This window comes from Vibrio sp. 2CM40D, assembly GCF_023161825.1.
In the GTDB taxonomy this organism is placed as follows: domain Bacteria; phylum Pseudomonadota; class Gammaproteobacteria; order Enterobacterales; family Vibrionaceae; genus Vibrio; species Vibrio alginolyticus.
Map to the genome: position 1 here is coordinate 1 of NZ_JALNTL010000020.1, position 24,307 is coordinate 24,307.

Below are 24,307 nucleotides of genomic sequence, written 5' to 3' on the forward strand. Positions count from 1 at the left end.
TCAACACATTATTCTGCACGGCATCTAGAAAAATAACGCGCAGGAGATTCTCCATATATTTTGCGAAACATAGCAATTAAGCTATTCATAGTCGAGGTAACCCAAAGAAAATGATAGACCGCTCCAGCTAGAGCCTTTCTTTTCAATAATTTTCTGCGGATATCCACCATGCAGAAGTTTGTACTTTACTCATTGTAAACGACTAATCATGGCCTCTTAAGGCAACATTAGAAAACCAACCGTATTCACAATCCATAACTCCATAACTCATAGTTACACCGATGTATATCTAAGTGAGCTGAAGCTTCATTGCCCATCCAGTGCCCTTTGCATTTTTATAGCAAGGTAGCCAAGCACCATTTTATTACGGACCATTGCTGCCTGCGCTAATGCTTTTGTTTTGTATCGTAACTGATTTGCTTACTGACGTTCTTTAGTTGCACTCCTACCTTATTAAATGCCTTTTGAATAGTTGTGGAAACATGCTGGCGGCCCTCTCCTTCAAAAAAGTTAGCTCGATCTTGCTTCGTTTCGAATACACAGACTATTTCTAAACTTTGTGGAAAAGAAGAGAATTTGACGGTATGAGTCACCCAAAGAAAGCCATCGTAGCCTTTTAGCGTATCTTCACAAACTTCGGTCAACACTTCTCTAATTAGATTCTCGACCTTCTTATCTGATTTGCGCATGAATTAAACTGCCTTCCTATCTAACGCCTTTAATTAGGTCTCAGTCTACATTGTCTTAAACAGTATTTGGCAGTGGTATTTAGTCAATAGCCTGTAGATGAGGTTATTCGCACGAAGATTTACCGACCTACTCGCTTCGAACTACATCTTACGCTGTTAAAAATAAGCGCTTTGCAACTCTACAAAACGCTTCTAACTTATTAGATTATTTTAAGTGTGTTTCAAGGAATGCAGAAACCTTGTCCATTGCAATGCCGACTGCTTCTGGATGGTCATACAGTTCATAGTGAGACCAATTTTCCAAATTAACCAGCTGTCGGTCTTTTGATTGAACAGAGCGGCCATAAATTTCCTGCCCATCACGATAAGCACCAAACGCCCCGACTTTTTGCCCTACCACGGCCATAACAGGCTGAGTCAATAACGTTTCGGCAAATGCAAAGGCATCCCAGCTCAGTGTTTTCTGTGCATGTGAAAACAGCATACGAGTTGCACCACCTTCGGTTTGTCCACGTGATGTTTTGTAGTATTCAGTAGCTTCGAACACGTCTCGTTCTGTTAATCCATTTTCTTTTGCAAATTCAATATTTGGAGGAAGAAGTTCATCGATTTTCAGCTCTGAGCCGCGAGCTTCGGCTGTTCTCTGTGCAGCCATAGCTTCAAGATTGGCGATAGGGTCGTACATACTAAAGCCTTCACGGAACAAGCGGCCTAAGTTAACAGGCGTAATACCTACGACAGCTTTCAAGCGCTTTTCGGTTAGGGCTGAATTGATCATGTAACCACCACCGCCGCAGATACCGAGTCCACCAATTCTATTCTCATCGACATATGGTAAAGTTACTGCATAGTCGATAACGCGACTGATATCTTCAACACGTTGACTTGGGTCTTCTACGTAGCGAGGCAATCCTCCCGATTCTCCTTGGAAGCTCGCGTCAAATGCGATCACGACGTAACCTAACTCAGCAAGGGCTTTACCATAGACAGCGCTGGATGTTTGTTCTTTACAACTACCAAAAGGATGAACGCTTATCATTGTTGGGTAGCGTTTCGATTCATTGAAGCCTTCTGGAAATAAAATTAATGCAGACATATCCCAAGCCATATCAGCATTTCTAAAAGTGATTTTTTGCATATTCATAATCAATACCTTAAGAGTAAAAAGCCTTGAGAGCAGAAAGGCTCGAAGCAATTGAGCCTTTCATCGGGAATATTAAAGAGTGCGTTGGAAGAAAGATGCGAGTTGGGATACTGCGTCATCGACGTATTCGGCAACATCATAAAGCGACATATGGTTTGCACCATCAATGGCATACAAGGTTTTATCTGAACTCGCTGCACGTTCTATCAGGTCATCACTCATCCATTTGCTGCCTGCGTCACTACCAACGACAGCAAGAATTGGCTGAGTTAGGAATGCTTCCGCTTTGTGGTACGCATCGTAAGTAATGATCTGGTTTAAGTTACGAGTTAGAGCAAAACCCGGCGCATTTGGATGTTCACAACGTGGTGTGTGGTAATACTCCCAAGCTTCGCGTAGCTCTGCATTTGAGGCATCTTCTTCACGCATCGGAGCTAGAGGAATAGTCGCGAATTCTGTACCATTCGTGTCGGTTGTGCGAGCATTCGAACCAAATTCTAAGTAACCAACAGCGTCAGCATCGTTAACCGAATTATCCCAACCATTACGGAACATTTGGCCAATGTTTACGGCACTAACCATACCCAGTGCTTTGATTCGACGATCATTGATCGCTGCATTTGCACTATAGCCCGCACCAGCACAAATCCCCATTGCGCCAATTTTATCGTTATCGACGTACTCTAACGTTGTCAGATAGTCGACGACTGCGCTCACGTCTTCAGTACTCGTGTAAGGGTTTTCCATTTGGCGAGGCTCACCTGTACTTTCACCTTGATACGAACGGTCAAACGCAATGGCAATTATGCCGCTTTTTGCAAGTTTACTCGCATATAGGCCTGCGGTTTGCTCTTTTACGCCACCACCTGGGTGTGAAACAACAACCGCCGCATATTGTTTACTTGCATCAAAATCTGTAGGGAAGTTGATAACCGCTGAAATCTCAATACCTTGACCATTGAGATTTTTGAAAGTGACTTTAGACATAGCGACATTCTCCATTAGAGGTTAACTGTTCATCTCAGGCTGACCTAAGCTTCGAGGTAATATTAGTCAACACACTGTTTCGGATAAATATCGTTTTATCTACATGACTGTTTAGTTATACTTAACAAATGAGAATAGAACCTTCTTTAATTTCATCACTGACGTGGTTTGCACATATTGCTCGCCATCGCAGTTTCACTAAAGCAGCCTTAGAAATGGGGGTAACCCGTGCTGCCTTATCACAACACCTAAAAGCGTTAGAACAACAGCTACAAGTTCGGTTAATTAATCGAACCACCAGAAGTATGTCGCTGACGGAAGAAGGCCAACGTCTGCTTGATATTTTGCAACCTTCATTGGTGAACATTGAGCAGGTCGTTAACGAATTGAACGACTCTCATCTTGAGCCTTCGGGATTAATCCGTATCAGTGTATCAAGAACCGCTGCTCGGCTGCTTATTGAGCCCTATCTAGGTGAGTTCCTCTCTCGTTATCCTAAAATACGCCTAGAGCTAGTCATGGATGATGGGTTTTCTAACATCGTCGCAGAAGGCGTTGACGCTGGCATTCGCTTAGGATTAAGCTTAGATGAACATATGGTTGCGATCCCTATTACTCCGCCGTTAACAACGGCAATAGTGAGCTCTCCTGAATACTTTAGGCAAAATGGACTACCTCAAACTCCTGAGGATTTAGAAGATCACAATTGCCTTGCTTATCGTTTTACCTCTAGCGGAACAATTGATCATTGGTCGCTAACCTCTCCAGATGTTGCAAAGCGCACCCTCGTTTTCGAGCCTAAAGGCAATGCTATTTTTAATGATGACTATAGTATGTTACAAGCTGCAATACAGGGTGTGGGTTTAGTGAAGCATATTGATTTATGGGTGGAAAAGCACATAAATGAGGGAAGATTGACCCGAGTTCTGACACCTTGGTGCAAAGAGTTTCCAGGGTTTTATTTGTATATACCTTCACGAGAGCATATGCCGAAAAAAATCCGCGTCTTGATGGATTTTTTAATCGAAAAGCGCGAAGCTCTGAAACCCAAAGAGTAATTGTCAAATTGCTTTAAGTAAAAAAAGCGAGCACGAGGCTCGCTTTTAACTTTCTGTTTTCGTTATATATTACAATAGCTCAACCGATTGTTTGGCTATCACAAATTCCTCGTTAGTAGGAATAACAAGAGCTTTGGCACCTAACAACTCAGATGTTGCAATAACACCTGCGTTACCAAATCTTGCATCTTCGTTACCTTTCTGATCTTCAACAAAACCTAACAGTTTTAGGTTTTTCAAGATTTCACGACGAATTGGTAGTGAGTTTTCACCAATACCACCAGTGAAGATGATGCCGTCTAATGAATCCAGAGCCGCGAGGTAGGATGTAATGTATTTCGCAACGCGGTAAGTGAAGATCTCAAATGCCAACTTCGCACGTGAATTCCCCGCTTCCATTGCTTCTAGTACGCCACGAGCATCACTTGTCACACCAGATACACCTAAGAAACCTGACTTCTTGTTCATCATCTCGAACACTTCGTCTTTTTCCCAGCCTTTACGGAAAAGGAACTCGATAACACTTGGGTCGAGGTCACCACAGCGAGTGCCCATCATTAGGCCAGCTAACGGCGTCAAACCCATACTTGTATCAACACATTCGCCATTTTTAACCGCACTCACTGATGCACCGTTACCTAAGTGCACAGTGATAAAGCTGCTTTCTTCAACCGGCTTATCTAGCATTTTCGCTGCTTCACGGCTTACGTAGTAGTGGCTTGTGCCATGAGCACCGTAACGACGCACTTTATGCTCTTCGTAAAGCTCGTAAGGAAGTGCGTACATAAAGGCTTTGGCTGGCATTGTTTGGTGGAAAGCAGTGTCGAATACAGCAAATTGAGGCAGTGAAGGGAACGCCGCCATTGCCGCTCTCATGCCTTCAGCGTTCGCTTTGTTATGAAGTGGTGCAAGTTCAGCAAGGCGCTCTACTTCTTGAATAACTGTTTCATCAACTTTCACAGTTCCTTTAAAGGTTTCACCGCCTGCGACAATGCGATGGCCTACAGCGACAAATTTTGAGCTCAAACCTAGAGTTTCGAGTAGTTTTACCACTCGCTCAACAGCGTACTGATGATGGTTACCGCCAGCTGGAATTGCTTCAACGGTTTTTTCTCCCTGATATTTCCAACTGATTTCAGCTTCAGGTAGGCCAAAACACTCACCAATACCTGATACCAAAGCTTCACCGGTTTCAGAATCAATAACAGCAAATTTTAATGAAGAGCTACCAGAGTTGATCACCAGTACAAACGAATTAGACATGAAATAGTTATCCTGTTGTAGAGCAGAGGTTGTAATAGCGCTTGTGCGCTGCGTACTTCTTGTTTGCCCCTCTATTATTCAATAATTTTTTAATCTTTCAACAATCTTTTAGTAAAAGCGATTTGATTGAACAAATTTTGTTGATCTGTAGCAAGTTTTGATTTTATTTGAAGACTAAAAAATATCACTTGTTAAACATAATTTATGAATAGGTCAATTTGTACAAAGTCAGATATATAAGCTACGTTGTTTATTGGGTGAACAAAAATAACAAACCAATCAATAAATCGGGGTAATAATGTGCCCACTATTGCATTTCTATTAGTGATCTTAGGTTTGATTTTGCTCTGCTGGGGATGGCAGATGACAAAAAACATCTGCTCGAAAACTGACGTAACCGGGTGGACTTTCCTATTATTGTTAATCAGCTGTTTCATTTTTGCTTATGCCGTTTTTTTGCACGCTATCATGCAAAAACCTATTACTTCTCTCTTAGAAACGGGGGTTTCTCTTATACTTTTTGGCGGCAGTATCTTTGTCGTGCTGGTGATTAAGTGGAGCAACGATTCGATATTAAAGCTTCATACTGTTGCTGAAAGAGAGAAGCGCAATGCCGTCCATGACGCTCTTACTGGGCTCCCTTATCGTAAATACTACTTTGAGTCTATCGAAGACATGACACAACCTGAAGGCCAATGACTGATTCAAATTATGAGATAACCTCAAAAACGTCGAAAGATTGATAATACGTTTCAAGGTAAGCTGGTTAATTTCTTTTCACAGCAAGCCGCACTGAAGGCTCCCGCTCTATCGTTGAGAACACGATTGCGCTAGCACATGGATTAGGGTATTCGGTCGTAGCAGAAGGCGTTCAAGACATGGACACACTGCATTTTTTGAGAAGTCGAGGCTGTGACATCATTCAGGGTTACTTGTTCTGCCCTGCCCTTAGACGAAGTAATAAGTTGGGTAAACAAACACGATGAAAAGCAAAACCGTATTAGACGCGCATAAAAAAGCCGAGCGCTTTGCTCGGCTTTCAATTCTTTTTGTAGCAACTTAAACCGTCGCTTTAATCACTCGTGATTATGCGTCTGTACGACGGCCACGACCGTGACCACGTTCACCACGATGTGCACCACGGTGATCACCACCACGGTTGCGATCGAAACGACGTTCGCCACCTTCACGATTACCATCGCGGTTGCCGTCACGGTTACCACGGAAACCACCTTCGCGACGACCGCCTTCACGACGATCACCACCACGATTGCCGCCTTCGCGGTTGCCACGGTAACCACCGCCATCACGACGACCACCATCGCGACGACCACCGTCACGGCGACCACCACGAGACTCGCGGAAATCATCGAAGTCACATACTACAGCACCAACATCTTGTTGACGGATACGTAGTTTGCTTAGCTTGTTCGCCGCGTCTGAAGTCATTGCTTTAGGTAGCTGTACGAATGTGTGACCTTGAGCTAGTTTGATCGCACCGATAGAACCTTTACCTAGACCTAGTTCGTTTGCTAGAGCGCCAACGATGTCTTTAACTTGAACGCCTTGCTCACGACCAACTTGAAGCTGGTAAGTATCCCAGTCTTGGTTGTTGAAGTTACGACCGCCGTCGCGACCACCTTCACGGCGCTCTTTACGACGTTGCTTGTCACGCTCAATTGCTTCAACCATTGGGTCTTCGCCAATATAGAACAGAGGACGTTTGCCTTGCTGACGCTTAAGAAGCATAGCAGCAAGTGTTGCAGGGTCGATGTCTAGAGAAGTTTGTAGTTTCTCTACCAACTCAGCAAATTTGTCTAGTGCTTTGTGCTCTTTCTCTGCTTCAAGCTCAGCGCCTAGCTTAGCTAGACGAGCTTCAGCAACTTGGTCACGTAGAGGAAGTTGGATTTCTTCCATAGATGACTTAGTTACACGCTCGATAGTGCGAAGCATACGAATTTGGTTAGTGCGAACTAGAAGGATCGCTTTACCTTTACGTCCAGCACGGCCAGTACGACCGATACGGTGGATGTATGACTCAACATCAAATGGGATGTCGTAGTTAAATACGTGCGTAATACGTGGAACGTCAAGACCACGAGCTACAACATCAGTTGCAACTAGGATGTCAATAACACCTTGTTTGATGTGATCAACAGTACGTTCACGTAGAGACTGAGGAATGTCACCGTGCAGTGCAGCTGCTTTGAAGCCACGTGCAGATAGCCAGTCAGCCAGACGCTCAGTATCTTGACGAGTACGTACGAATACGATTGACGCGTCAGTTTCTTCAGTTTCAAGAAGACGAGACATTGCTTCATCTTTCTCTACACCTTTCACTACCCAGAACTGTTGTTGAACTTTGTCTACAGTGTGGTTTTTACCAGCAACGTCAACCGTTACAGGGTCACGAAGGAAACGTTCAACGATCTTCTTCAGCATTGGAGGCATAGTTGCAGAAAACAGAACGCGTTGTGCTGACTCTGGAGCGTGCTCCATGATCGCAGTTACGTCATCTACGAAACCCATGTTTAGCATTTCGTCTGCTTCATCAAGAACGAAAGTACTAACTTCGTCTAGGTGTAGACGTTCGCGATTGATAAGATCTTGAACACGGCCTGGAGTACCGACAACTACATGAGCGCCACTTTTAAGAGCACGCATTTGGTCGACAATAGATGCGCCACCGTAAATCTCTAGAACTTTCAAACCTTTGATGTTTTTACCAAGGTTTTTCATTTCCGCTGCAACCTGAATTGCCAGCTCACGAGTCGGAGCAAGTACAATCGCTTGCGGTTTGCGTTGGTTTAGATCGAGTTTGTTGAGAAGAGGCAGAGAGAACGCTGCTGTTTTACCTGTACCTGTTTGAGCTTTACCCAGCGCGTCAGCACCTTCCAATAGGTGTGGGATTGCCGCAGCCTGAATTGGAGTTGGTGACACGAAACCCATTCCGTCTAGAGCAGAAAGGATAGAATCATTCAGAGATAAATCACTGAATTGAATAACAGAATCTTGCATTGGGATCCTACTTAATTAAACAAAAAAACAGTCCCATATGCTCTTCCAATTCGATACTGATCCATCCAGATACTGATTCCATTCAGACGGGAACACAGCACAGTACACAACCGCGATAAGCCATTAGGGACGACTAAGGGAGGCGGATTATTCCTTAAAAGCATAAAAAAATCCAGAAAAAATTGAATTACATCACAATTTATTCTCAACAATGGTATTTTTAGCATATTTTTCCACCAACCCTACCATTCCCCGTAGATTCGCGTAACTCACAGATGAGAATTTCATCAATATTTAAGCCAATTTCTCGTGGTTAAATTGGCAAAATTCACGGCGAAATTACGCTCCACAGGTAGTAATAATAGCTCGCAATGATTATAGTGTGCCCAACTCCATAGGTAATTTAAGAAAAGATGTTTCAAGATAACCCACTACTCGCTCAGCTTAAGCAGCAAATCCAAGAAAACCTGCCTAAAAAAGAAGGCTCAATAAAAGCCACAGATAAAGGCTTTGGCTTTTTGGAAGTGGATAGTAAGACGAGCTTCTTCATCCCGCCTGCGTACATGAAAAAGTGCATGCACGGTGACAAAGTCATCGCCATTATCCGCACCGAAAATGAACGCGAAGTTGCAGAGCCACAAGAGCTGCTGGAACAAGCCGTGACTCGCTTTATTGGTCGAGTAAAAATGTTCAAAGGCAAGCTCAACGTAGCACCTGATCACCCACAGCTTAAAAAGCTATCTCTTAAAGCGAAACTAAAGAAAGGTCTAAAACCTGACGAGTTCGCCGAAGGTGATTGGGTTGTCGCACATCTTATTCGCCACCCTCTAAAAGGCGATAACTCTTTCTTCGTAGAAATTTCTGAAAAAATCACTGACGCGAATGATAAAATTGCGCCTTGGTGGGTAACGCTTGCTCAAAACGATCTACCAAACTCTGAGCCAGCAGGCATCGATAACTGGGAACTGAAAGACGACGCGGAGCTAGAACGCGTAGACATGACTCATGTTCCATTCGTCACTATCGACGGTGAATCGACTAAAGATATGGACGATGCGCTGTACGCGAAGAAAACCGTATCTGGCGATTTCGAACTCACCATCGCTATTGCGGACCCAACCGCCTACATCACACCTGAAGATGAAATGGATAAAGTAGCGCGTGAGCGTGGCTATACTATTTATCTTCCAGGCCGCAACATCCCGATGTTACCTCGTGATTTAGCGGACAACCTATGTTCTCTGATTGAAGGTGAAACCCGCCCTGCTATTTGCTGTACCGTAACGGTAAGTAAAGATGGTGTGATTGGCGACTATATTAAATTCTTCGCGGCAAACATCAAATCACATGCACGCCTAGCATACGATCACGTGTCTGATTGGTTAGAAAACGGCAGCTCTGAAGCATGGCAGCCATCTGAAGAGATCGCGACCATCGTTCGTGATCTTTATGAGTTCTCTCTTGCTCGCGCTGAATGGCGTGAGAAAAACGCAGTGGTCTTCCCTGATCGTCCTGACTACCGTTTTGAGCTCAGTGAAGATAACGATGTAATCGCTATCCACGCAGACATGCGCCGCAGTGCAAACCGTCTTGTTGAAGAATCCATGATTACCGCAAACATCTGTGCAGGTCGTACATTACGCGATAAATTTGAAACAGGTGTCTTCAATACGCATGCAGGTATCAAGAACGAGAAGATTGAAGAAGTGGTTCAACTTGTCAATCCAGAAGGCCAGTTGGAGTTCACAGCGGAGTCTATTGCTACGCTAGAAGGCTTTGCTGCGTTGCGCCGCTGGTTGGCAGCTCAAGAAACGTCTTATCTAGATAACCGCATTCGTAAGTTCCAAGCATACAGTGAGGTGGGTAATCAGCCTCTGCCTCATTACGCAATGGGTTTAGACATCTATGCAACTTGGACATCACCAATTCGTAAATACGGTGATATGATCAACCACCGTATGTTGAAGGCCGTCATCCTTGGTAAAGAACCCGTACAAAAACCAGATGACCAAGTAGGCGAAGAGCTAGCTCTACATCGTAAACATCATAAAATCGCTGAGCGAAATGTCTCAGATTGGCTATATGCACGCACGCTTGCTGATGAGCCGAGTAAGAAAACTTGTTTCACAGGTGAGATTTTCGATATTAATCGTGCAGGCGCACGTGTCCGACTTCTCGAAAATGGCGCAGCAGCCTTTATTCCTGGTGCACTAATTCTTGATAATAAAGAAAGAATTGAGTGCAATGGCGACAACGGTACCATCTCTATCGATAAAGAGGTCGTATACAAACTTGGGGATACATTGGAAATTGTCCTTACGGACGTAAACCAAGAAAACCGCAGTTTAGTTGCAAAGCCAACCCAGGTATTCGCTGAACAACCAGCAGCACAAACAGAACAGACTGTAAGTGAGTAATACCGAATGAAGTTAAAAGGCGCTCTATTGAGCGCCTTTTTTATTTGTTATGTAAAACGATAAGAAAGAGTATGCCGAACATTGAGATCATTCGCTTTAATCACTTCACTGCGCGCAAAAGTGAGCGTTACACTGCAACACATAATGGGTTATATATTGTTGAAGAAGGTGCCCTATTAGTTCATCAACCTAATGGCGAGCAATTTGAACTTAAAGCCGGAGATTTCACACTCTATAACTCCGCAGATCTGAGCAGTGCAGAAGCCGTCTCTAGTGACGGAGGCTTTAAAGCATTGGCTTTGGTCTTCAACCCAAACATATTCTGTGACTTTAAGAAAGCGCACCCGATGCTACGTTCCAAAACGGAAGAAAGGCGCTTCTATCCTTTTTCAACGCAATCCAGTAGCGAAGTAGCACAATTGAAGGACATGTTGGTTAAGTTAGCGAGTCGCAACGCTCCAGACTACACACAAAGCCATATCGCAATGGCATTGCTGTCGTTGATGGTTGAGGTAGAGCCAAACATTCTATCTATCATAGATGATGCAAGTAGCCTGAGCGACTCTCAAAAAGCCATTAAGTACATTGAGGGTAATATTGAAAAAGACATCACGCTAGAAGGCTTAGCGGCTCATATGAGCATGTCCATCGCGACCTTAAAACGTCGCCTCGCCGCAGATGATCTTTCGTTTTCTCAGATATTAAAGGTGAAACGGATAAACTTCGCAGCAACCCAACTGCGCAAGTCAGAAAAATCAATAACAGAAATAGCGTTTGAGTCTGGTTTTAAAAGTGCAGCGCATTTCAGTACAGCATTTAAATCCGTTTACAACATGACCCCCAAAGACTTTAGAAACCAAGTTGTTAGGCCTAAAGTATAAATCATGTCGGCATTCGCATCCGTTGGGCTCGCCCTATTCCCAAAAACACGCTTGAGGATCGCGCTCCAACTCGTTGAGTAAGTCCTCAAGCATTCGGCTAAATGGAAGTGGCTTATAAGGCACCCACCTTAACAGCTCGTTGTGATATGTGGGAACATAGAAATACCAAAGTTGGTTGTCCTCATCAAACATGATCTTCGCGACGGGAGAAGTATACTCGCTATGCTGGGAGTCGAGGAGAAAATGCGCCCGATGAAGCTCAACGCCATTTTCTACTAGCTCATAGAGGCACTTGCCCTGTTCGACAGGCAAGTTAGCATTACGCGCAGAACAGAGCGATTGAACTGATTTGTATAAACGACTTGTCGCCATTTGGGACACTGACATCAACGTTCTCCCGATGGATGATAGTTAGAGCTGTCGATCCTAGTATATAACCTTTACATCATCACCGATGGTAGTTATCTACCTAACTCAAGTATAAGATAGCTATATTATCATTTGCCCAGATTATCATCTCAATCCACTTGGAAACGCTAGCTCCATCACCTCTTGACTAGAAACAATTCCTTTGTTTAGCGCTAACAGTTCACAAAAGTGTAACCTGAACGCAATATCATAAACTCTGCTTTATCCCGTATATGGAGTTTAATATGTTACGTTTTACTGTGGCGACGTTATTGGCCATAGCAGTCTCCCTCCCTACCATTGCAAAAGAAATCAACATCTCAGGTTCAACGTCGGTTGCTCGTGTGATGGATGTACTTGCTGAGGAATACAACAAAACACACCCAGACGATTACGTTGCTGTTCAGGGCATTGGTTCGAGTGCTGGTATCACCATGGTCAATAAAGGAGTAGCCGAAATAGGCATGAGCTCTCGCTATCTGACTGAAAGCGAAAAAGGTGAAGATCTCAATGTATACCCTATCGCTTATGATGGCCTCGCTGTTGTTGTAAACCGTACCAACTCTGTAGAAAACCTTTCTCAGCAACAACTATTTGATATTTACAAAGGTAAAATTAAGAATTGGAAAGAGGTCGGGGGCGCAGATCAGCCTATCGCGGTGGTTACTAGAGAAGCGTCTTCAGGTTCACGTTACAGCTTCGAAAGCTTGCTGGGACTGACCAAAATCGTTAATGATCGCCTTGTCTCGGATATCAGCCCAAACAACTTGGTTGTAAACAGCAACAGCATGGTAAAAACCATTGTTAACCATAACACTCGCGCCATTGGTTTTATCTCTGTAGGGTCAGTAGATCGCTCGATCAAGGCGATTCAGTTAGATGGTATTGACCCAACCTCGACAAACATTAGCAATCATAAGTACAAGTTGGCGCGACCATTCCTAGTGCTATACAAAGTAGATAAGATTAGCGATGCAGGTAAAGGTTTTATCGCTTTCCTTCGTTCAGAGCAGGGACAAAAAGCGATTGCAGGTTACGGTTATACGCCAGTAAAAAACTTTAATCAGTAAAAATGAAAAAGAGAGCACCTTGATGCTCTCTTTTACTATGTCGTGTTCTATCCGGTTTCGGAATTAGAAATGCAGTTGAATTACAGAGACCACAACCGCACCAGGTCGACGAATACCTTCAATTTCCACTTTAATTTCGCGCTCAATCTCCAAACCTTTTTTGATTGGCGTTACTTTTGTTAACGTGCTGACTGCACGAACATTATTGCCTGCTTTGACAGGGTAAGGGAAACGGACTTGGTTTAAACCCAAGTTAACTACCATCTTAGCTGTTGGGAACATTGGCTTGTCTGGATCGACTGAATCCGTCAGTTTAGGCAGCAATGCTAATGTTAAAAAGCCATGAGCGATAGTTGTCTTAAATGGAGATTCAGTTGAAGCACGCTCTGGATCAGTATGAATCCATTGCATGTCTTCCGTTACCGCACCAAATTGGTTAATACGTTCTTGAGACACATGAACCCAATCACCAGTGTGAATAACTTCGCCAATTTTTTCACTTAACTCGTCATAAAGCTTTTGAGCCTCAGGTGCCATTACGATCGGTGCAGGTTGAGGTGCAACTTCTTCGTTGACGGCTGGCTGCTGGTGATCACGAACTTTTGAGAAAAGAAAGCTATTTTGAGCTTTCCCCAAAAAGTCACTCCAATAATCGCGTAACGTTGGAGACATCCAATTCATAAACTCGGATTGATGAGCAGAAATCGCATCAACTTTGTCTTTAAATAGATTTGTGACCTTCATAAACACCCTTAAGAATTCTAAGCACAACTGGCTATACCAGTTAATTTTGAATTAGTTCACAAAGTCTTGCAAATACTTTCGGGCGAACACATGTACCCTAAAAGCATGTTATGTCTTATATATCAGCAAGATAACAATAAAACACCATTTTATTGACGTGCGCCAATATAAAGTAAAAACTCTATAAATTGGTACTTTTTGTCCCTTTTTCACTCCGTTTTCAAACTGTCCAACATCAGATCAGTGACCATAAAACAAGCAAACAGTACTTCTATTATAATTCAGCACTTTACAAGTCGGACTATGCTCCTTATTATACCGCCCACAACGGAGAGATGGCTGAGTGGTTGAAAGCACCGGTCTTGAAAACCGGCATACGTTAATAGCGTATCTAGGGTTCAAATCCCTATCTCTCCGCCACTTATTTAGAGAGCTCGCATTTATTGCGAGCTCTCGTCGTTTTAGCTCTTACAAAAACGAGATTTAGAAATCCTCGCTCGTAAGCGAATCCAGCACTTCACTATATTCCAGTTAAAAGCCCGCTAATGTTTAGCGGGCTTTTAACTTCGATTTTCTAAAGTTTAAGCAAACTTCTTAATCATTTCAGACAGGTCATTGGTGCAATTTTGCACTTTGGTGTTCATATGATTCGTTTCAGTCATCAGTTCATACGATTCACTGTACTTTAAATTAAGCGACTGGATGTTTTCATTTATTTCATCCGTTACATAAACCTGCTCTTCTATCGCGACCGCAATTTGTTGGTTTCGTTCGACGACGTCCTGAACAAGGGACTCCAGTTGTTGAATGCTATCCAAAGCAGTACCTAGCAATGTTACCGTTCCGGTCGACATTTCATTACCTTTCTCTAACGCAGAAACCGCTGATTTGCTCCCATTTTGAATCCCTTCAATGGCCGATTTAATCTCTGTTGTCGATTCCTGAGTTCTTTTAGCTAAGGTTCTCACTTCATCTGCTACAACGGCAAACCCTCTGCCTTGTTCGCCTGCCCTCGCGGCTTCAATTGCAGCGTTCAACGCTAATAAATTAGTTTGTTCGGCAATACCATTGATGACTTCAACAACGGTTCCAATTTGCTCGGTTTGTTGGTTCAAACGTATGACCACTTTAGATATTTCGCCGAGCTCACCCACCAGCTCTAGTACCGATTGGTTAACATTATCGATAACGCTACGGCTGTCTATCATCGTATTTTGCGCTTCTAACGTAGCCTCGGCGGTCGCTTGAGCATTATTTGATATCTCAGATGAAGAGGCTTGCATCTCGTTGACCGCTGTTGCGACCGAGTCAATCTCCACTTTCTGTGCGCTTAAGTTCTCCGTCACTTGCTGGCTATTTGTCGCAGCACTGTTAGCACTTGCGCGCGTTTTTTCGCAAGAGTCTTTTACAGACACGCCAACGCGCCCCAATAGCGCATTGGCAAATTGCTTACGCATCTTCATACCCAGCTCAATCTCAGCCAGATCGTTGATTCTTCCGCAATAAATATATTCCATGAGTGGATTGTTGAAGTCTTGCCTAGCCTGTTTAGCGAGCTTCTCAACTGGTCTGGTTAATACATAAATAGAGAAAACGGAAAGTAACGCAACAACGCCAAACGCTATCACTGGTGATTGATTCATTTGTAGAATGAGTAAGCCAAGAAGGTTTGAAATTAAAAGGAAGAAGGCCGATCTCATCCACAAACGTGTACGAGGAAGATACATTTTCCACGGCTTACGATTATTTCGAAGCTTCGAATACGCTTTTTCCGCTCGCTGGATGTGTATACGCTCAGGTTTAAATCTCACTGATTGGTATTCCACAACTTCACCATTAGATTTTATAGGAGAAGCAAACGCGTCAACCCAATAATAGCCGCCGTTTTTACGTCGATTTTTGACCATTCCCATCCAGTGTTTGCCAGTTTTCAGGTGAGTCCATAAATCTTTAAAAGCCTGTTTTGGCATATCAGGATGACGCACAACATTGTGGGGTTTACCGATAAGCTCCCCTTCATCAAACCCCGCTACTTCATTAAAGTTTTCACTGGCATATTTGATGTAACTGGAGGTATCGGTAATGGAAACTAGGCTGTAACTCGAAGGGTAATCGTATTCCGTTTCACTCATAAACATGTGTCCTTACATTGATTAATTAACAAACGGCAAATATGAATTTATCAGCATAACATTTACATGCATAATGATAGATTGATTCAAAAATAAAACAAAATTATTGACAAGCTTACTTGTTACTTAATGACTCTAGTCGCATTTTTATCCTCTAATACAAGGCTTCGTTGATATGCACAAGACTGAGCACTGTTCAAAATTAATACACAAAAGCGCTTCCGTACTGAGTTCGTAAATTGTTATAAGTAATCCACTAAAACGAAAACAAGGAAGACAAACACAATGACTATTCACTTTCGTCAGCTTGCAGCTAAGAGAAACACGACACACTTGTTTATTGACGATTGGAAAATTAACACTCAGCAGTCTTGGGGGATATTCAGCGCGGATGGAGATATTGGCTCTCTGCTTGGAGACCTTATTTGTGATGAAATGTCACCAAATAGTGGGGAAATTGAGCTAAATGGGCTATCCGTTGCGCAAGTGTCGTTATCAGAGCAACAGCGATTACTGGAAAGAGAATTAGAAAAAGATGATACGGATTTTCTTGATCGTATCGACCAAGGAAGCACTGTTTATTCATTAATCCTAGAACAGAGCCAAGACACTAACTTAACTGAACAGCTAGTTAATGATCTCGACCTAAGTCATCTTAGAGATAGTGGCTTCCGTGTTCTCTCTACCGGAGAAACCAGAAGAGTAATGCTCGCCCGAGCTTTAGCCACACAACCTGACTTAGTATTACTCGATAATCCATTTACTGGCTTAGATATTGCGCACCGAGCTGCTCTCGCTCGCTATTTACACTCGCTTTCTCAAAATGTGCAACTACTCATAACCTTCTCTCGCGAATCTGACATGCCTGAGTGGATCAATAGCATCGCGCTTTTCAGTGCAGGAAAGCTTGATAGTACAATGGATAAGTCCAGTTGGGATAATCATCCAATCATTGGACAAATTAAATCTCAGTCAGAACAACAGAGTGAAGAAATGATGAGCTTGATACGTCAGCATCAGCACTCGACACCATTCAACAACCCAATATTTGAACTAAAGAATGGGGCTGTTGAATACACCGATAAGAAGATTTTTACTGGCTTGAACTGGCGCATAGACAAGGGCCAACATTGGCAGGTCAAAGGTCCAAATGGTTGTGGAAAGAGTACCTTACTTGGATTGATCTTTGGCGATCATCCGCAATGCTACAGCAATGACATTGATATTTTTGGTAAAAAGCGTGGTACTGGCGAGACAATCTGGGAAATTAAGCAGCATATCGGTATGGTGTCTTCAGCGCTACACCTCCAATATCGAGTCAATTGCAGCGCATTAGAAGTCATTTTGTCAGGATTTTACGATTCGATTGGGTTGTATAACCAGCCAACTCGCAAAGAGATGGATATTGCAAACGAGTGGCTCGATATCTTACATATGAGCCAGTACAAAAAAACCTCATTTAAGCAATTAGAGTACGGCCAGCAGCGACTATTACTGATTGCAAGAGCCATCGTGAAACAACCCACATTATTGATTTTGGACGAGCCGTATCAAGGGTTAGATTTTTTGGGTAGACGGTTAGTTAAGAACACACTTGAACTCATCGCTAGAGAGAATTTAAGCCAACTATTGTATGTGTCTCACTACCAAGAAGACCGCTTAGATAGCATCAAAAATGAGTTAGAGTTTGTGTTTGATGAAAATGCTCAGTGTTATAGAGCTAACGTCTACCAATCATAATGACTTCGCTGCGCAAGCTGCTCATAAGGTAATGGTTTGGAGTACAGGTATCCCTGATGATATCTCACTCCCATCTGCTTTAAGTGTTCAGCTTGCGCTATGGTTTCCACGCCTTCAGCGATCAATTGTACTTGTAATTCTTCCGCGAAGTGAACCATCGCTTTTAAGACAGAAGCACTAAGGCTAGGAATACCAATGGTTTCGACAAAGCACTTATCGATTTTTAAGTAATCTATGCGCATGTGCTGTAGAAATGCTAACGAGGTTTGGCCAGTTCCAAAATCATCGATCAGCACATCAATACCATGCACTCGCAGCGCTGCAATGCATTTTCTCGCCTCTGAATCAATGAGCTGACGCTCCGTTATCTCTACCCCTAATGAGACTTTGTTTCGGCTCAACTGTCTGTCGAGCAATTGAATTTTTCTGATCGCGTTTGGTCCGACTAAATAACCAGGCGGCACGTTAATACCAAGGTGGACAGGCTGATCAAAGCCTAATTTACTGAAGTCCTCTGCCGCTTTATCCAGAACGAAATCAGTAAGTAAAAAAACCAATCCACTTTGCTCTGCCGCAGGGACAAACTCATCCGGAGAAATGAACCCCTTACTTTGATGCTCCCATCGCACTAGCGCTTCAAACCCGAATAACTGGCCGGTATCAACGTTAACTTGCGGTTGGTAATACAGGGTCAACTCTCCTCTTTTTATCGCTCTTTTAAGATCCAGTATCAAATTGCGATGAGGATCAATAAACTTATTCAACGCATACAAGCAAAGGTAGATCACGAAAATAATTGGAATTGAGTACAAAAAATAGGAAAGTGTTCTCTGTTTGACGAAAAGATCGCTGGCTTCGCTCAAAGCTTCATACTCAAACATTTGCGACGATTTGATACCGATAGGATTACTTCCCGCTCTTAATGCTCCTTCAGGTGAAACTTGCTCATGGATAAACAGCGCAGAACGTTTTAGGCGTAAATCGTTGTTAAACCCTATTGTCGCATTAAAGTAGTCATGATCGATAATCGTTACGGCTTGATAACCGCGCTCTCCTTCCGTTACCACTAGCAAAAACTGATCGTACAAGCTATCAACACTACCAAGCGCTAGCGTTTGTCCCTTGGGAAAGGTGATGTGCTCAGCTAACGGTTTAGAGATACTTCCCAATTTCGAAGAACAAGTAATGACTCCCTCTTTCACAATGAGCATTTCTTCAATATCTCGTTCAAACATTAAGCTTTGCTGGAGCTCTTCACATCGTTCAGGGTGTAGCAGCGCCGTGCGGTTTTCTGTCTCTATTTGGAATAAAATTTCATCTGCAATTTGCACATTTTTTTCTAATAAATGATTGAGGTTGTTTTGCACGCTTTCACGAGCTAAATACAAAACCTCTCCAATAACCAAAGGAATAGGCAGAAGAAAAATGATGGCTTTTTTAAAAATCGCCTTATTCAGCATATAAAAGTAACCTTTTATAAAACCGATTTACTGAGATGGTACCTCGATTCCGATACCCGCTAGCAACTCACGTTTTTAACATTATTTGTTTGGATTAACTCAGTATGCGAAACGCTGAGTAATACCGCAAACTAAACAATGTCTTAATCACTCCTGTTCCAATTTAGTATCAAGCGCCTCAAACCTGAGACTTTAATTCGACACCATGTTATGTCTATCGGTACTTGCGAAGGTCTTTACCTGTCTGTTTCTCATCATGTAAGAATTACCCATTAAAATTATTTTTCTTTTCTCAGTGATTAAGAATTATATTTGTCGTAACTCCTACAACACGTTACAACACTCTCATGACGACAAACAAAGCTAATGCTAACCAGGTAAACGAAAAATCACTGCAGTTGTTAATGCAAGTTGCAGTTAGTCCGTTCCCAGTTTCTGCGAAAACGCTAAGCGAGCAATTGAACGTTCCTTTAAGCAGCCTTTACCGACACTTAAAACTGCTTAAAGAGTGGAACTTGATCGAAGAAAGCGTTCACGACAAGACATTTGTCGTTGGTCCGGCGGCATTATTACTCATGCACAGCTATGAGACCGCGCAACATGGGCTCGACATGGTCGAAACCATACTGGCTAGGTTGGTACAACAAACCGGGGAAATGGCCGCTTATATGGTACCAGCGGGTTATCGTGCGCTTTGTGTCAGACAGAAAGAAAGTATGCAGGCGCTGCGTTGCAGCTTCGTCCAGGGTCAAAGTCAACCTCTGCTGCGCGGTGCCTCATCTAAAGTGATGCTCGCTTTTATGCCTCAAAGTCGATGCGAGAAAATCTTGAGATACTTTAATCAAGATCACCGACGCGACGAGTGGGAAAAAGAGCTCACAACCATCCGTAAACACGGATATGCCGTCAGTACTTCTGAGATTGACCCTGGTGTTTCAGGTATTAGCGCACCGGTAATGAAAGGAAGCAAACTGATTGGCGCAGTCTCGGTGATGGCTCCGGCCCACCGAGTCGAAAAGGATAAGCAGCGCATTATTTTACATGTACTGCAAGCGGCAAGGGCACTACCACCAGAAAGGTAATTCATCATGTTAAGCTTTTTCAAACGCTATAAACTCCATCACACAGTGAAACAGCCGCAACATTACCCTTTTTCTTTTATGACAGTGTGTGAGTATTTGCCACCCATGTCTAAGGGCGCGTTTGAATTAGCTGATCAAAGTTTGGAAAATGCTAGTGATTGGCTTTACCAACAACATGATCATGAAACCGCTGAAAACTTTGGTCACTTCAACCACGACAAGCTGGAAAATGGCGAGTTTCAGGAAGCATTAAGCCTTTCGCTTTCTCGCCACTCAATTCCTGTTTTAGTCACTAACTGTACCGAGGCAATCTTGTCCATGTTACCTGTGGTCGTGTCCTATCGAGACGAAGTGGGTGTGGTAAATATTGGACATGACATGAACTTGAAACCAACACTTGAACCACGTTTAGGCTCGGCATTTCATTTTGCTCTTTCTCGCTATCAAAACGTGCGATTATTTTTTGCTGGTGTTAGCGAACAAGATACAAAGCAAGAAACGTGGGAATACGCGGAGGATCAAGGTTGTGACTGGGTAACCGATAAAGAGTTTTCTTTTCGTCATCGCAATAATGTTAAGCAACAGATCGGCAATTACCTAGACCACTGCGACCAAATAATCATTAGTATCGACCTTGGATCTCTAAAAACCAAAAACAGCCTTGATGGCGCGTCAGAAATTGATATCCAAATGGTTCTACGCACGATTAGGCAATGTTTGGTTGCAGGTAAAGTGAGAGCAATTCAGCTCGTTGGCGATCGAGATTGTCTGGTGTATTCGAGACAAACGAAAGCCATACTAGAAGAGTTATATCAGATGGCTCCACTCATCGTTCACGCTGCCTAGCGTTATAAACGTTCAGAATCAGGATCGCGTCCTTCCTGATTCTGAACCAACATGCTTACTTATTATCCTTAACTAACAAATAGTTACACATATAAATCGACACACATCACACTTGCCTCTTGAACTAACCTGACACTTACGTTGTAATAAGGCCGCTAAACTTTGGTATGACATACGAAATAAAAAATAACCAAAGTTCAATAACTAAGCGGCTTCAGAACAAAAAAGTACCGCAGCTATTCCAATTTCAGTGAGCATTTGCTCACGCTCGCTTGATGCCATCTTGTTCCACTCATTAGGACATTTGATGATGCGTCTTTGCAGTATTTTCACTGCGGTTCTTTTTTTACCGCTAACCTCACACGCCACCACTTATGACGTAAAAGATCTATCTGAGTTAGGTCAACTTTGCTCACACAAGAGTTTTAGTATCGAAAGCGATGGCACGACTTATCGCTGTACAGGGAAACTAGTCCTACCCGCTGGTGATAAAATTGTCTCCTCATTACCGGAAAAAGAGATAACATTAAAAGCAGATTATGGAATTGTGTTAGAGGGGAATAATACAATTGGTGAACCCAATAAACGTATCTCTCTACACGCCCTCGCTACCGGATTAACGGTTAACAATGAGAAAGCATCAAACCTCGACGATTACCAAAACAAGCACACTGTTATCTATGGTGATCTTCTATCGGCTTATCCAACAAAGCTGCATAACGTACTCATCGATGGGGATATAGAGCTAACAGGTGAGGCCCTTCATATTAATGGTGAGTACAACACCATTATTGGTGACATTTTGACTCACAGCACGACCAATATATTTAATACAAACATCTGTGGTAAGGTCGAATCACAAGGCGAAACACTACACCTAAAAACAAACCATCCTTTACAAGACCATTTTGTCGTCGGTGATGTTTCTGCGCACAAATCTCTGATTATAAAAGATATGTCGATCTATGGTACGGCTGAATCTGTAGGATCGTCAGCTACATTAAGTGGCTCATTCTATAGTTCCACCGCAGCAATTAAATACTTCCAAACATTGAACTTCAACAACGCTCCAAATCAGCCTAGTCAAGTTTGTGGTGAAATCCAACAAACGCCAGGAAGTGCACAAACGAAAGCACAAGACAACAAATACACGCAATACTGTGGATTGGGCGAGGCTGATTGTCACTACTCTTCCCAAGTCTGTCCAATCACCCCTCAAGATGTTCCGAATTGCAGCATGCAGCCTCCATCGGAGAACGACTTAAACCTCAGCGTCACACCATCGGACGACATGGCACTGATGTGCGGCGACGATCTTCCGCAATTTACAGCAACAACAACCAATAATGGAGAAGTTGTAAGCGCAGAAGTCAGTGCTGTCCTATCACACCCTGACTTGTTCACTTTAGAGGTGGTTAAAGGTCAGCAGACATTAGGAGCCAACCAATTTATATCTGACGAGAATGGTGAACTTGTTGTTCGAGTGGTTCCGAATAATATTGATACGATCTCGTTAGATACCAACTACACACTAACTTTCACTATGGCGAAAGACACGAGCAAGCATCAAACTGTTCGCTTTATGTTTACGCCATTTATGTTTGAGGCCTACTCAAAGACGAAAAGCGCAACTTTAAATGAAATACGCGTTATTGCAGGTAAACCAGAAAACGTGCATACGCGATTGCTTGCTTGTGCCTCCACCGGCGAACCTGTAGTGGCAAGCAACTACAATGGTACGCCTAAGATTTTTCATCCATTGGTTCAACCATTAGGAGGAAGTGAAGGAAACTTTAGCTATTCAGCGGAATTTAAAGACGGCTTGTCTGAACATGGTCTTATCACGAACGAGTCCGGCATATTTGAAGTGACATTGTCCGATCATTTTGAATGTGAGGGATTTGAAGAATGTCCAGAAGAAGGCAAAGTGGAAGTGAAAGGGACATTTAATGTGCACTCGCGACCATGGACACTCGCTATTTGTGACAACCAACGTGCTTTGCCTTCTGGCACCTCTGAACAAGGAGAAGGGTTTCTTGCTGCCGGAGAACTTTTCTCTCTAACGGTGAAACCAATCATTTGGCAACCTGACGGCTCTGTAAGTGGGTCTGTTGAATCAGCACGCTATTGTGATGCTTCTATCACCCGTAATTTTACGCTTGATGACGCTCCAGCAGCATCGGTTGTCTTGTCGAGTGAGCAACATACGCCATCAGAGACAGCGAACCAAACCTCAAAATTGCTAAAAAGTAGTGACTCACTGGCTCAGGCGCATAATTCAGCCAAGAATGATCAATTCGTCTTTAATGGATTATATTGGGAAGAAGTCGGGAGCTTGAGAGTAAAAGCAAACCTAGAAAGTAAATATCTAGGTATGACTGTGAACGAAGGCTATCGTTACGTTGGTCGTTTTTACCCAAAATATTTTCAAGTGCAAGACCAAGAATGGCACTACCCACATGGCCAAACTTTTGCTTACATGAATCAACCTTTTGAGAAAGTCACTTACGATGTTGTCGCACTCAATGCGAATAAGGAAAACGTGAAGAATTACGTCCACTTTTCGTCTAACCTTCAACAACATTTCGATTTAGGCGAGCTAAGCTCATACTCCGATCGGTTTTTGCCGCCTAAGCCTAAGAAGGTAGACTGGAAACTACTGGGTAGCGCGAGTGTTGGAACGTTTGTTATAGAGAAGCCCTCGACCAATGCGACTTGTAACAATAGCCCATGCTGGAAAAAGAACACGACAGATAAGCAATATCCTGATGGCCCATTTAATAAAGGGACTAACAGTGACAGCAGCAAAATAGGTATAGTCACGACTAAAGCCGTTGATGAGGTAAACTTCTTCGACGATAGCGAAGTACTCACAAAACAACCAGACATTCGATTCGGTCGTTTGAACTTTCAAGATGTAGGTGGCAACCAAGGCATGGTGATCAAAGTGCCACTTGCTGTAGAAACTTGGCAAAACGGTCGATTTATGACTAACTTCGATGACAGCTCAACAACGGCGAATGGTGAATATTACTTCAGCACGCCAATTTGGTCGAATGCGCCTGCAAACAACGCCATGCTTTCTGGAGTTGGGACAATGCATGTTGGCAGGATGACCGATATCGTTGCAAGCCAAATTGACTCAGCACGCGAGCAAATACAATTCCACCTGGATTTAGACGGCTCAGGTAATCGCATCCCTTGGCTGAAATACGATTGGGATAACACGACAAGTGAAGAGGAAAATCCACCTGTTACAGTTACGTTTGGTATTCACCGAGGAAACGATCGCATTATTTATCGTGGTGAGCCAAATATGCTTGGCCTAAATTAACGCGAAACGACAAAACAAAAAAAGCCCCTCAATT

The 24,307-nt window shown here is 43.2% G+C and carries 17 protein-coding genes, 1 tRNA gene and 1 pseudogene; 10 read left to right on the forward strand and 9 right to left on the reverse strand.

The features are described 5' to 3' along the window. Positions 1-386: 386 nt before the first annotated feature. The 3 genes from MTF70_RS23435 to MTF70_RS23445 form a co-directional block, all read right to left on the reverse strand. Positions 387-689, reverse strand: a complete 303-nt coding sequence (locus tag MTF70_RS23435) for a hypothetical protein (RefSeq protein ID WP_005375707.1) — start codon at positions 687-689, stop codon at positions 387-389. A 205-nt stretch (positions 690-894) separates the two neighbouring features. Continuing rightward, positions 895-1,833, reverse strand: coding sequence for an alpha/beta hydrolase (locus MTF70_RS23440; RefSeq protein WP_005375705.1), 939 nt, complete (start codon positions 1,831-1,833; stop codon positions 895-897). Between the two features lie 72 nt (positions 1,834-1,905). Then, positions 1,906-2,820 carry an alpha/beta hydrolase gene (locus MTF70_RS23445; protein WP_017821078.1) on the reverse strand — a complete coding sequence of 305 codons (915 nt, stop codon included), beginning with the start codon at positions 2,818-2,820 and terminating at the stop codon, positions 1,906-1,908. Positions 2,821-2,948: 128 nt separating this feature from the next. Here MTF70_RS23445 and MTF70_RS23450 point away from each other — a divergent pair, with 128 nt between their 5' ends. Next, on the forward strand, positions 2,949-3,878 hold the full coding sequence (locus MTF70_RS23450; protein ID WP_248394440.1) for a LysR family transcriptional regulator: 930 nt from the start codon (positions 2,949-2,951) through the stop codon (positions 3,876-3,878). Positions 3,879-3,947: 69 nt separating this feature from the next. Here the strand turns inward: MTF70_RS23450 and MTF70_RS23455 are convergent, their stop codons facing one another. Continuing rightward, entirely contained in the window at positions 3,948-5,141 is a 1,194-nt protein-coding gene (locus MTF70_RS23455) for an acetate/propionate family kinase (protein WP_017821080.1), read from the reverse strand. Positions 5,142-5,504: 363 nt separating this feature from the next. Here MTF70_RS23455 and MTF70_RS24460 point away from each other — a divergent pair. After that, a pseudogene (locus MTF70_RS24460) lies at positions 5,505-6,155 on the forward strand (EAL domain-containing protein). A 72-nt stretch (positions 6,156-6,227) separates the two neighbouring features. Here MTF70_RS24460 and MTF70_RS23470 read toward each other — a convergent pair. Continuing rightward, a complete protein-coding gene (locus MTF70_RS23470) occupies positions 6,228-8,159 on the reverse strand; it encodes a DEAD/DEAH box helicase (protein ID WP_005375680.1) in 1,932 nt (643 codons plus the stop codon). 413 nt (positions 8,160-8,572) lie between these two features. On the opposite strand from MTF70_RS23470, the gene rnb reads away from it, so the two are divergent. Both rnb and MTF70_RS23480 read left to right on the forward strand, forming a co-directional pair. Continuing rightward, positions 8,573-10,576 carry an exoribonuclease II gene (gene rnb / locus MTF70_RS23475; protein WP_248394442.1) on the forward strand — a complete coding sequence of 668 codons (2,004 nt, stop codon included), beginning with the start codon at positions 8,573-8,575 and terminating at the stop codon, positions 10,574-10,576. Positions 10,577-10,647: 71 nt separating this feature from the next. Further along, positions 10,648-11,457 carry an AraC family transcriptional regulator gene (locus tag MTF70_RS23480; RefSeq protein ID WP_017635750.1) on the forward strand — a complete coding sequence of 270 codons (810 nt, stop codon included), beginning with the start codon at positions 10,648-10,650 and terminating at the stop codon, positions 11,455-11,457. Between the two features lie 33 nt (positions 11,458-11,490). Here MTF70_RS23480 and MTF70_RS23485 read toward each other — a convergent pair whose 3' ends face one another. Next, positions 11,491-11,844: a DUF3024 domain-containing protein gene (locus MTF70_RS23485; RefSeq protein ID WP_017635751.1), complete on the reverse strand. Its 354-nt coding sequence runs from the start codon at positions 11,842-11,844 to the stop codon at positions 11,491-11,493. Positions 11,845-12,110: 266 nt separating this feature from the next. On the opposite strand from MTF70_RS23485, the gene MTF70_RS23490 reads away from it, so the two are divergent. Continuing rightward, entirely contained in the window at positions 12,111-12,935 is an 825-nt protein-coding gene (locus MTF70_RS23490) for a phosphate ABC transporter substrate-binding protein (protein ID WP_064354614.1), read from the forward strand. 63 nt (positions 12,936-12,998) lie between these two features. On the opposite strand, the gene MTF70_RS23495 is transcribed toward MTF70_RS23490, so the two are convergent. Beyond that, positions 12,999-13,679 (reverse strand): MaoC family dehydratase, encoded by a 681-nt coding sequence (locus tag MTF70_RS23495; RefSeq protein ID WP_005375670.1) that lies wholly within the window; start codon positions 13,677-13,679, stop codon positions 12,999-13,001. Positions 13,680-14,008: 329 nt separating this feature from the next. On the opposite strand from MTF70_RS23495, the gene MTF70_RS23500 reads away from it, so the two are divergent. After that, positions 14,009-14,099: transfer RNA gene (locus tag MTF70_RS23500), tRNA-Ser, on the forward strand. Positions 14,100-14,260: 161 nt separating this feature from the next. Here MTF70_RS23500 and MTF70_RS23505 read toward each other — a convergent pair. Next, entirely contained in the window at positions 14,261-15,811 is a 1,551-nt protein-coding gene (locus MTF70_RS23505; RefSeq protein ID WP_025768974.1) for a PAS domain-containing methyl-accepting chemotaxis protein, read from the reverse strand. Between the two features lie 285 nt (positions 15,812-16,096). On the opposite strand from MTF70_RS23505, the gene modF reads away from it, so the two are divergent. Then, positions 16,097-17,551, forward strand: a complete 1,455-nt coding sequence (gene modF / locus MTF70_RS23510) for a molybdate ABC transporter ATP-binding protein ModF (RefSeq protein WP_025768975.1) — start codon at positions 16,097-16,099, stop codon at positions 17,549-17,551. On the opposite strand, the gene MTF70_RS23515 is transcribed toward modF, so the two are convergent. Then, positions 17,539-19,011, reverse strand: a complete 1,473-nt coding sequence (locus tag MTF70_RS23515) for an EAL domain-containing protein (protein WP_025768976.1) — start codon at positions 19,009-19,011, stop codon at positions 17,539-17,541. The genes modF and MTF70_RS23515 overlap by 13 nt on opposite strands. 347 nt (positions 19,012-19,358) lie before the next feature. On the opposite strand from MTF70_RS23515, the gene MTF70_RS23520 reads away from it, so the two are divergent. The 3 genes from MTF70_RS23520 to MTF70_RS23530 all read left to right on the forward strand — a co-directional run bounded on the left by MTF70_RS23520 (position 19,359) and on the right by MTF70_RS23530 (position 24,273). Beyond that, positions 19,359-20,093: an IclR family transcriptional regulator gene (locus MTF70_RS23520; protein WP_005386192.1), complete on the forward strand. Its 735-nt coding sequence runs from the start codon at positions 19,359-19,361 to the stop codon at positions 20,091-20,093. A gap of 6 nt (positions 20,094-20,099) precedes the next feature. Next, a complete protein-coding gene (locus MTF70_RS23525) occupies positions 20,100-20,939 on the forward strand; it encodes an arginase family protein (RefSeq protein ID WP_025768977.1) in 840 nt (279 codons plus the stop codon). A 307-nt stretch (positions 20,940-21,246) separates the two neighbouring features. Beyond that, entirely contained in the window at positions 21,247-24,273 is a 3,027-nt protein-coding gene (locus MTF70_RS23530; RefSeq protein ID WP_025768978.1) for a DUF6701 domain-containing protein, read from the forward strand. Positions 24,274-24,307: the final 34 nt, after the last annotated feature.

Coding starts and splice junctions, on each gene's coding strand:
- MTF70_RS23455 (WP_017821080.1), bottom strand. CDS start 5,141: ATGTCTAATTCGTTTGTACTGGTGATCAACTCTGGTAGCTCTTCATTA.
- MTF70_RS23445 (WP_017821078.1), bottom strand. CDS start 2,820: ATGTCTAAAGTCACTTTCAAAAATCTCAATGGTCAAGGTATTGAGATT.
- MTF70_RS23440 (WP_005375705.1), bottom strand. CDS start 1,833: ATGAATATGCAAAAAATCACTTTTAGAAATGCTGATATGGCTTGGGAT.
- MTF70_RS23470 (WP_005375680.1), bottom strand. CDS start 8,159: ATGCAAGATTCTGTTATTCAATTCAGTGATTTATCTCTGAATGATTCT.
- MTF70_RS23530 (WP_025768978.1), top strand. CDS start 21,247: ATGATGCGTCTTTGCAGTATTTTCACTGCGGTTCTTTTTTTACCGCTA.
- MTF70_RS23495 (WP_005375670.1), bottom strand. CDS start 13,679: ATGAAGGTCACAAATCTATTTAAAGACAAAGTTGATGCGATTTCTGCT.
- modF (WP_025768975.1), top strand. CDS start 16,097: ATGACTATTCACTTTCGTCAGCTTGCAGCTAAGAGAAACACGACACAC.
- MTF70_RS23505 (WP_025768974.1), bottom strand. CDS start 15,811: ATGAGTGAAACGGAATACGATTACCCTTCGAGTTACAGCCTAGTTTCC.
- MTF70_RS23525 (WP_025768977.1), top strand. CDS start 20,100: ATGTTAAGCTTTTTCAAACGCTATAAACTCCATCACACAGTGAAACAG.
- MTF70_RS23520 (WP_005386192.1), top strand. CDS start 19,359: ATGACGACAAACAAAGCTAATGCTAACCAGGTAAACGAAAAATCACTG.
- MTF70_RS23485 (WP_017635751.1), bottom strand. CDS start 11,844: ATGTCAGTGTCCCAAATGGCGACAAGTCGTTTATACAAATCAGTTCAA.
- rnb (WP_248394442.1), top strand. CDS start 8,573: ATGTTTCAAGATAACCCACTACTCGCTCAGCTTAAGCAGCAAATCCAA.
- MTF70_RS23450 (WP_248394440.1), top strand. CDS start 2,949: ATGAGAATAGAACCTTCTTTAATTTCATCACTGACGTGGTTTGCACAT.
- MTF70_RS23435 (WP_005375707.1), bottom strand. CDS start 689: ATGCGCAAATCAGATAAGAAGGTCGAGAATCTAATTAGAGAAGTGTTG.
- MTF70_RS23480 (WP_017635750.1), top strand. CDS start 10,648: ATGCCGAACATTGAGATCATTCGCTTTAATCACTTCACTGCGCGCAAA.
- MTF70_RS23490 (WP_064354614.1), top strand. CDS start 12,111: ATGTTACGTTTTACTGTGGCGACGTTATTGGCCATAGCAGTCTCCCTC.
- MTF70_RS23515 (WP_025768976.1), bottom strand. CDS start 19,011: ATGCTGAATAAGGCGATTTTTAAAAAAGCCATCATTTTTCTTCTGCCT.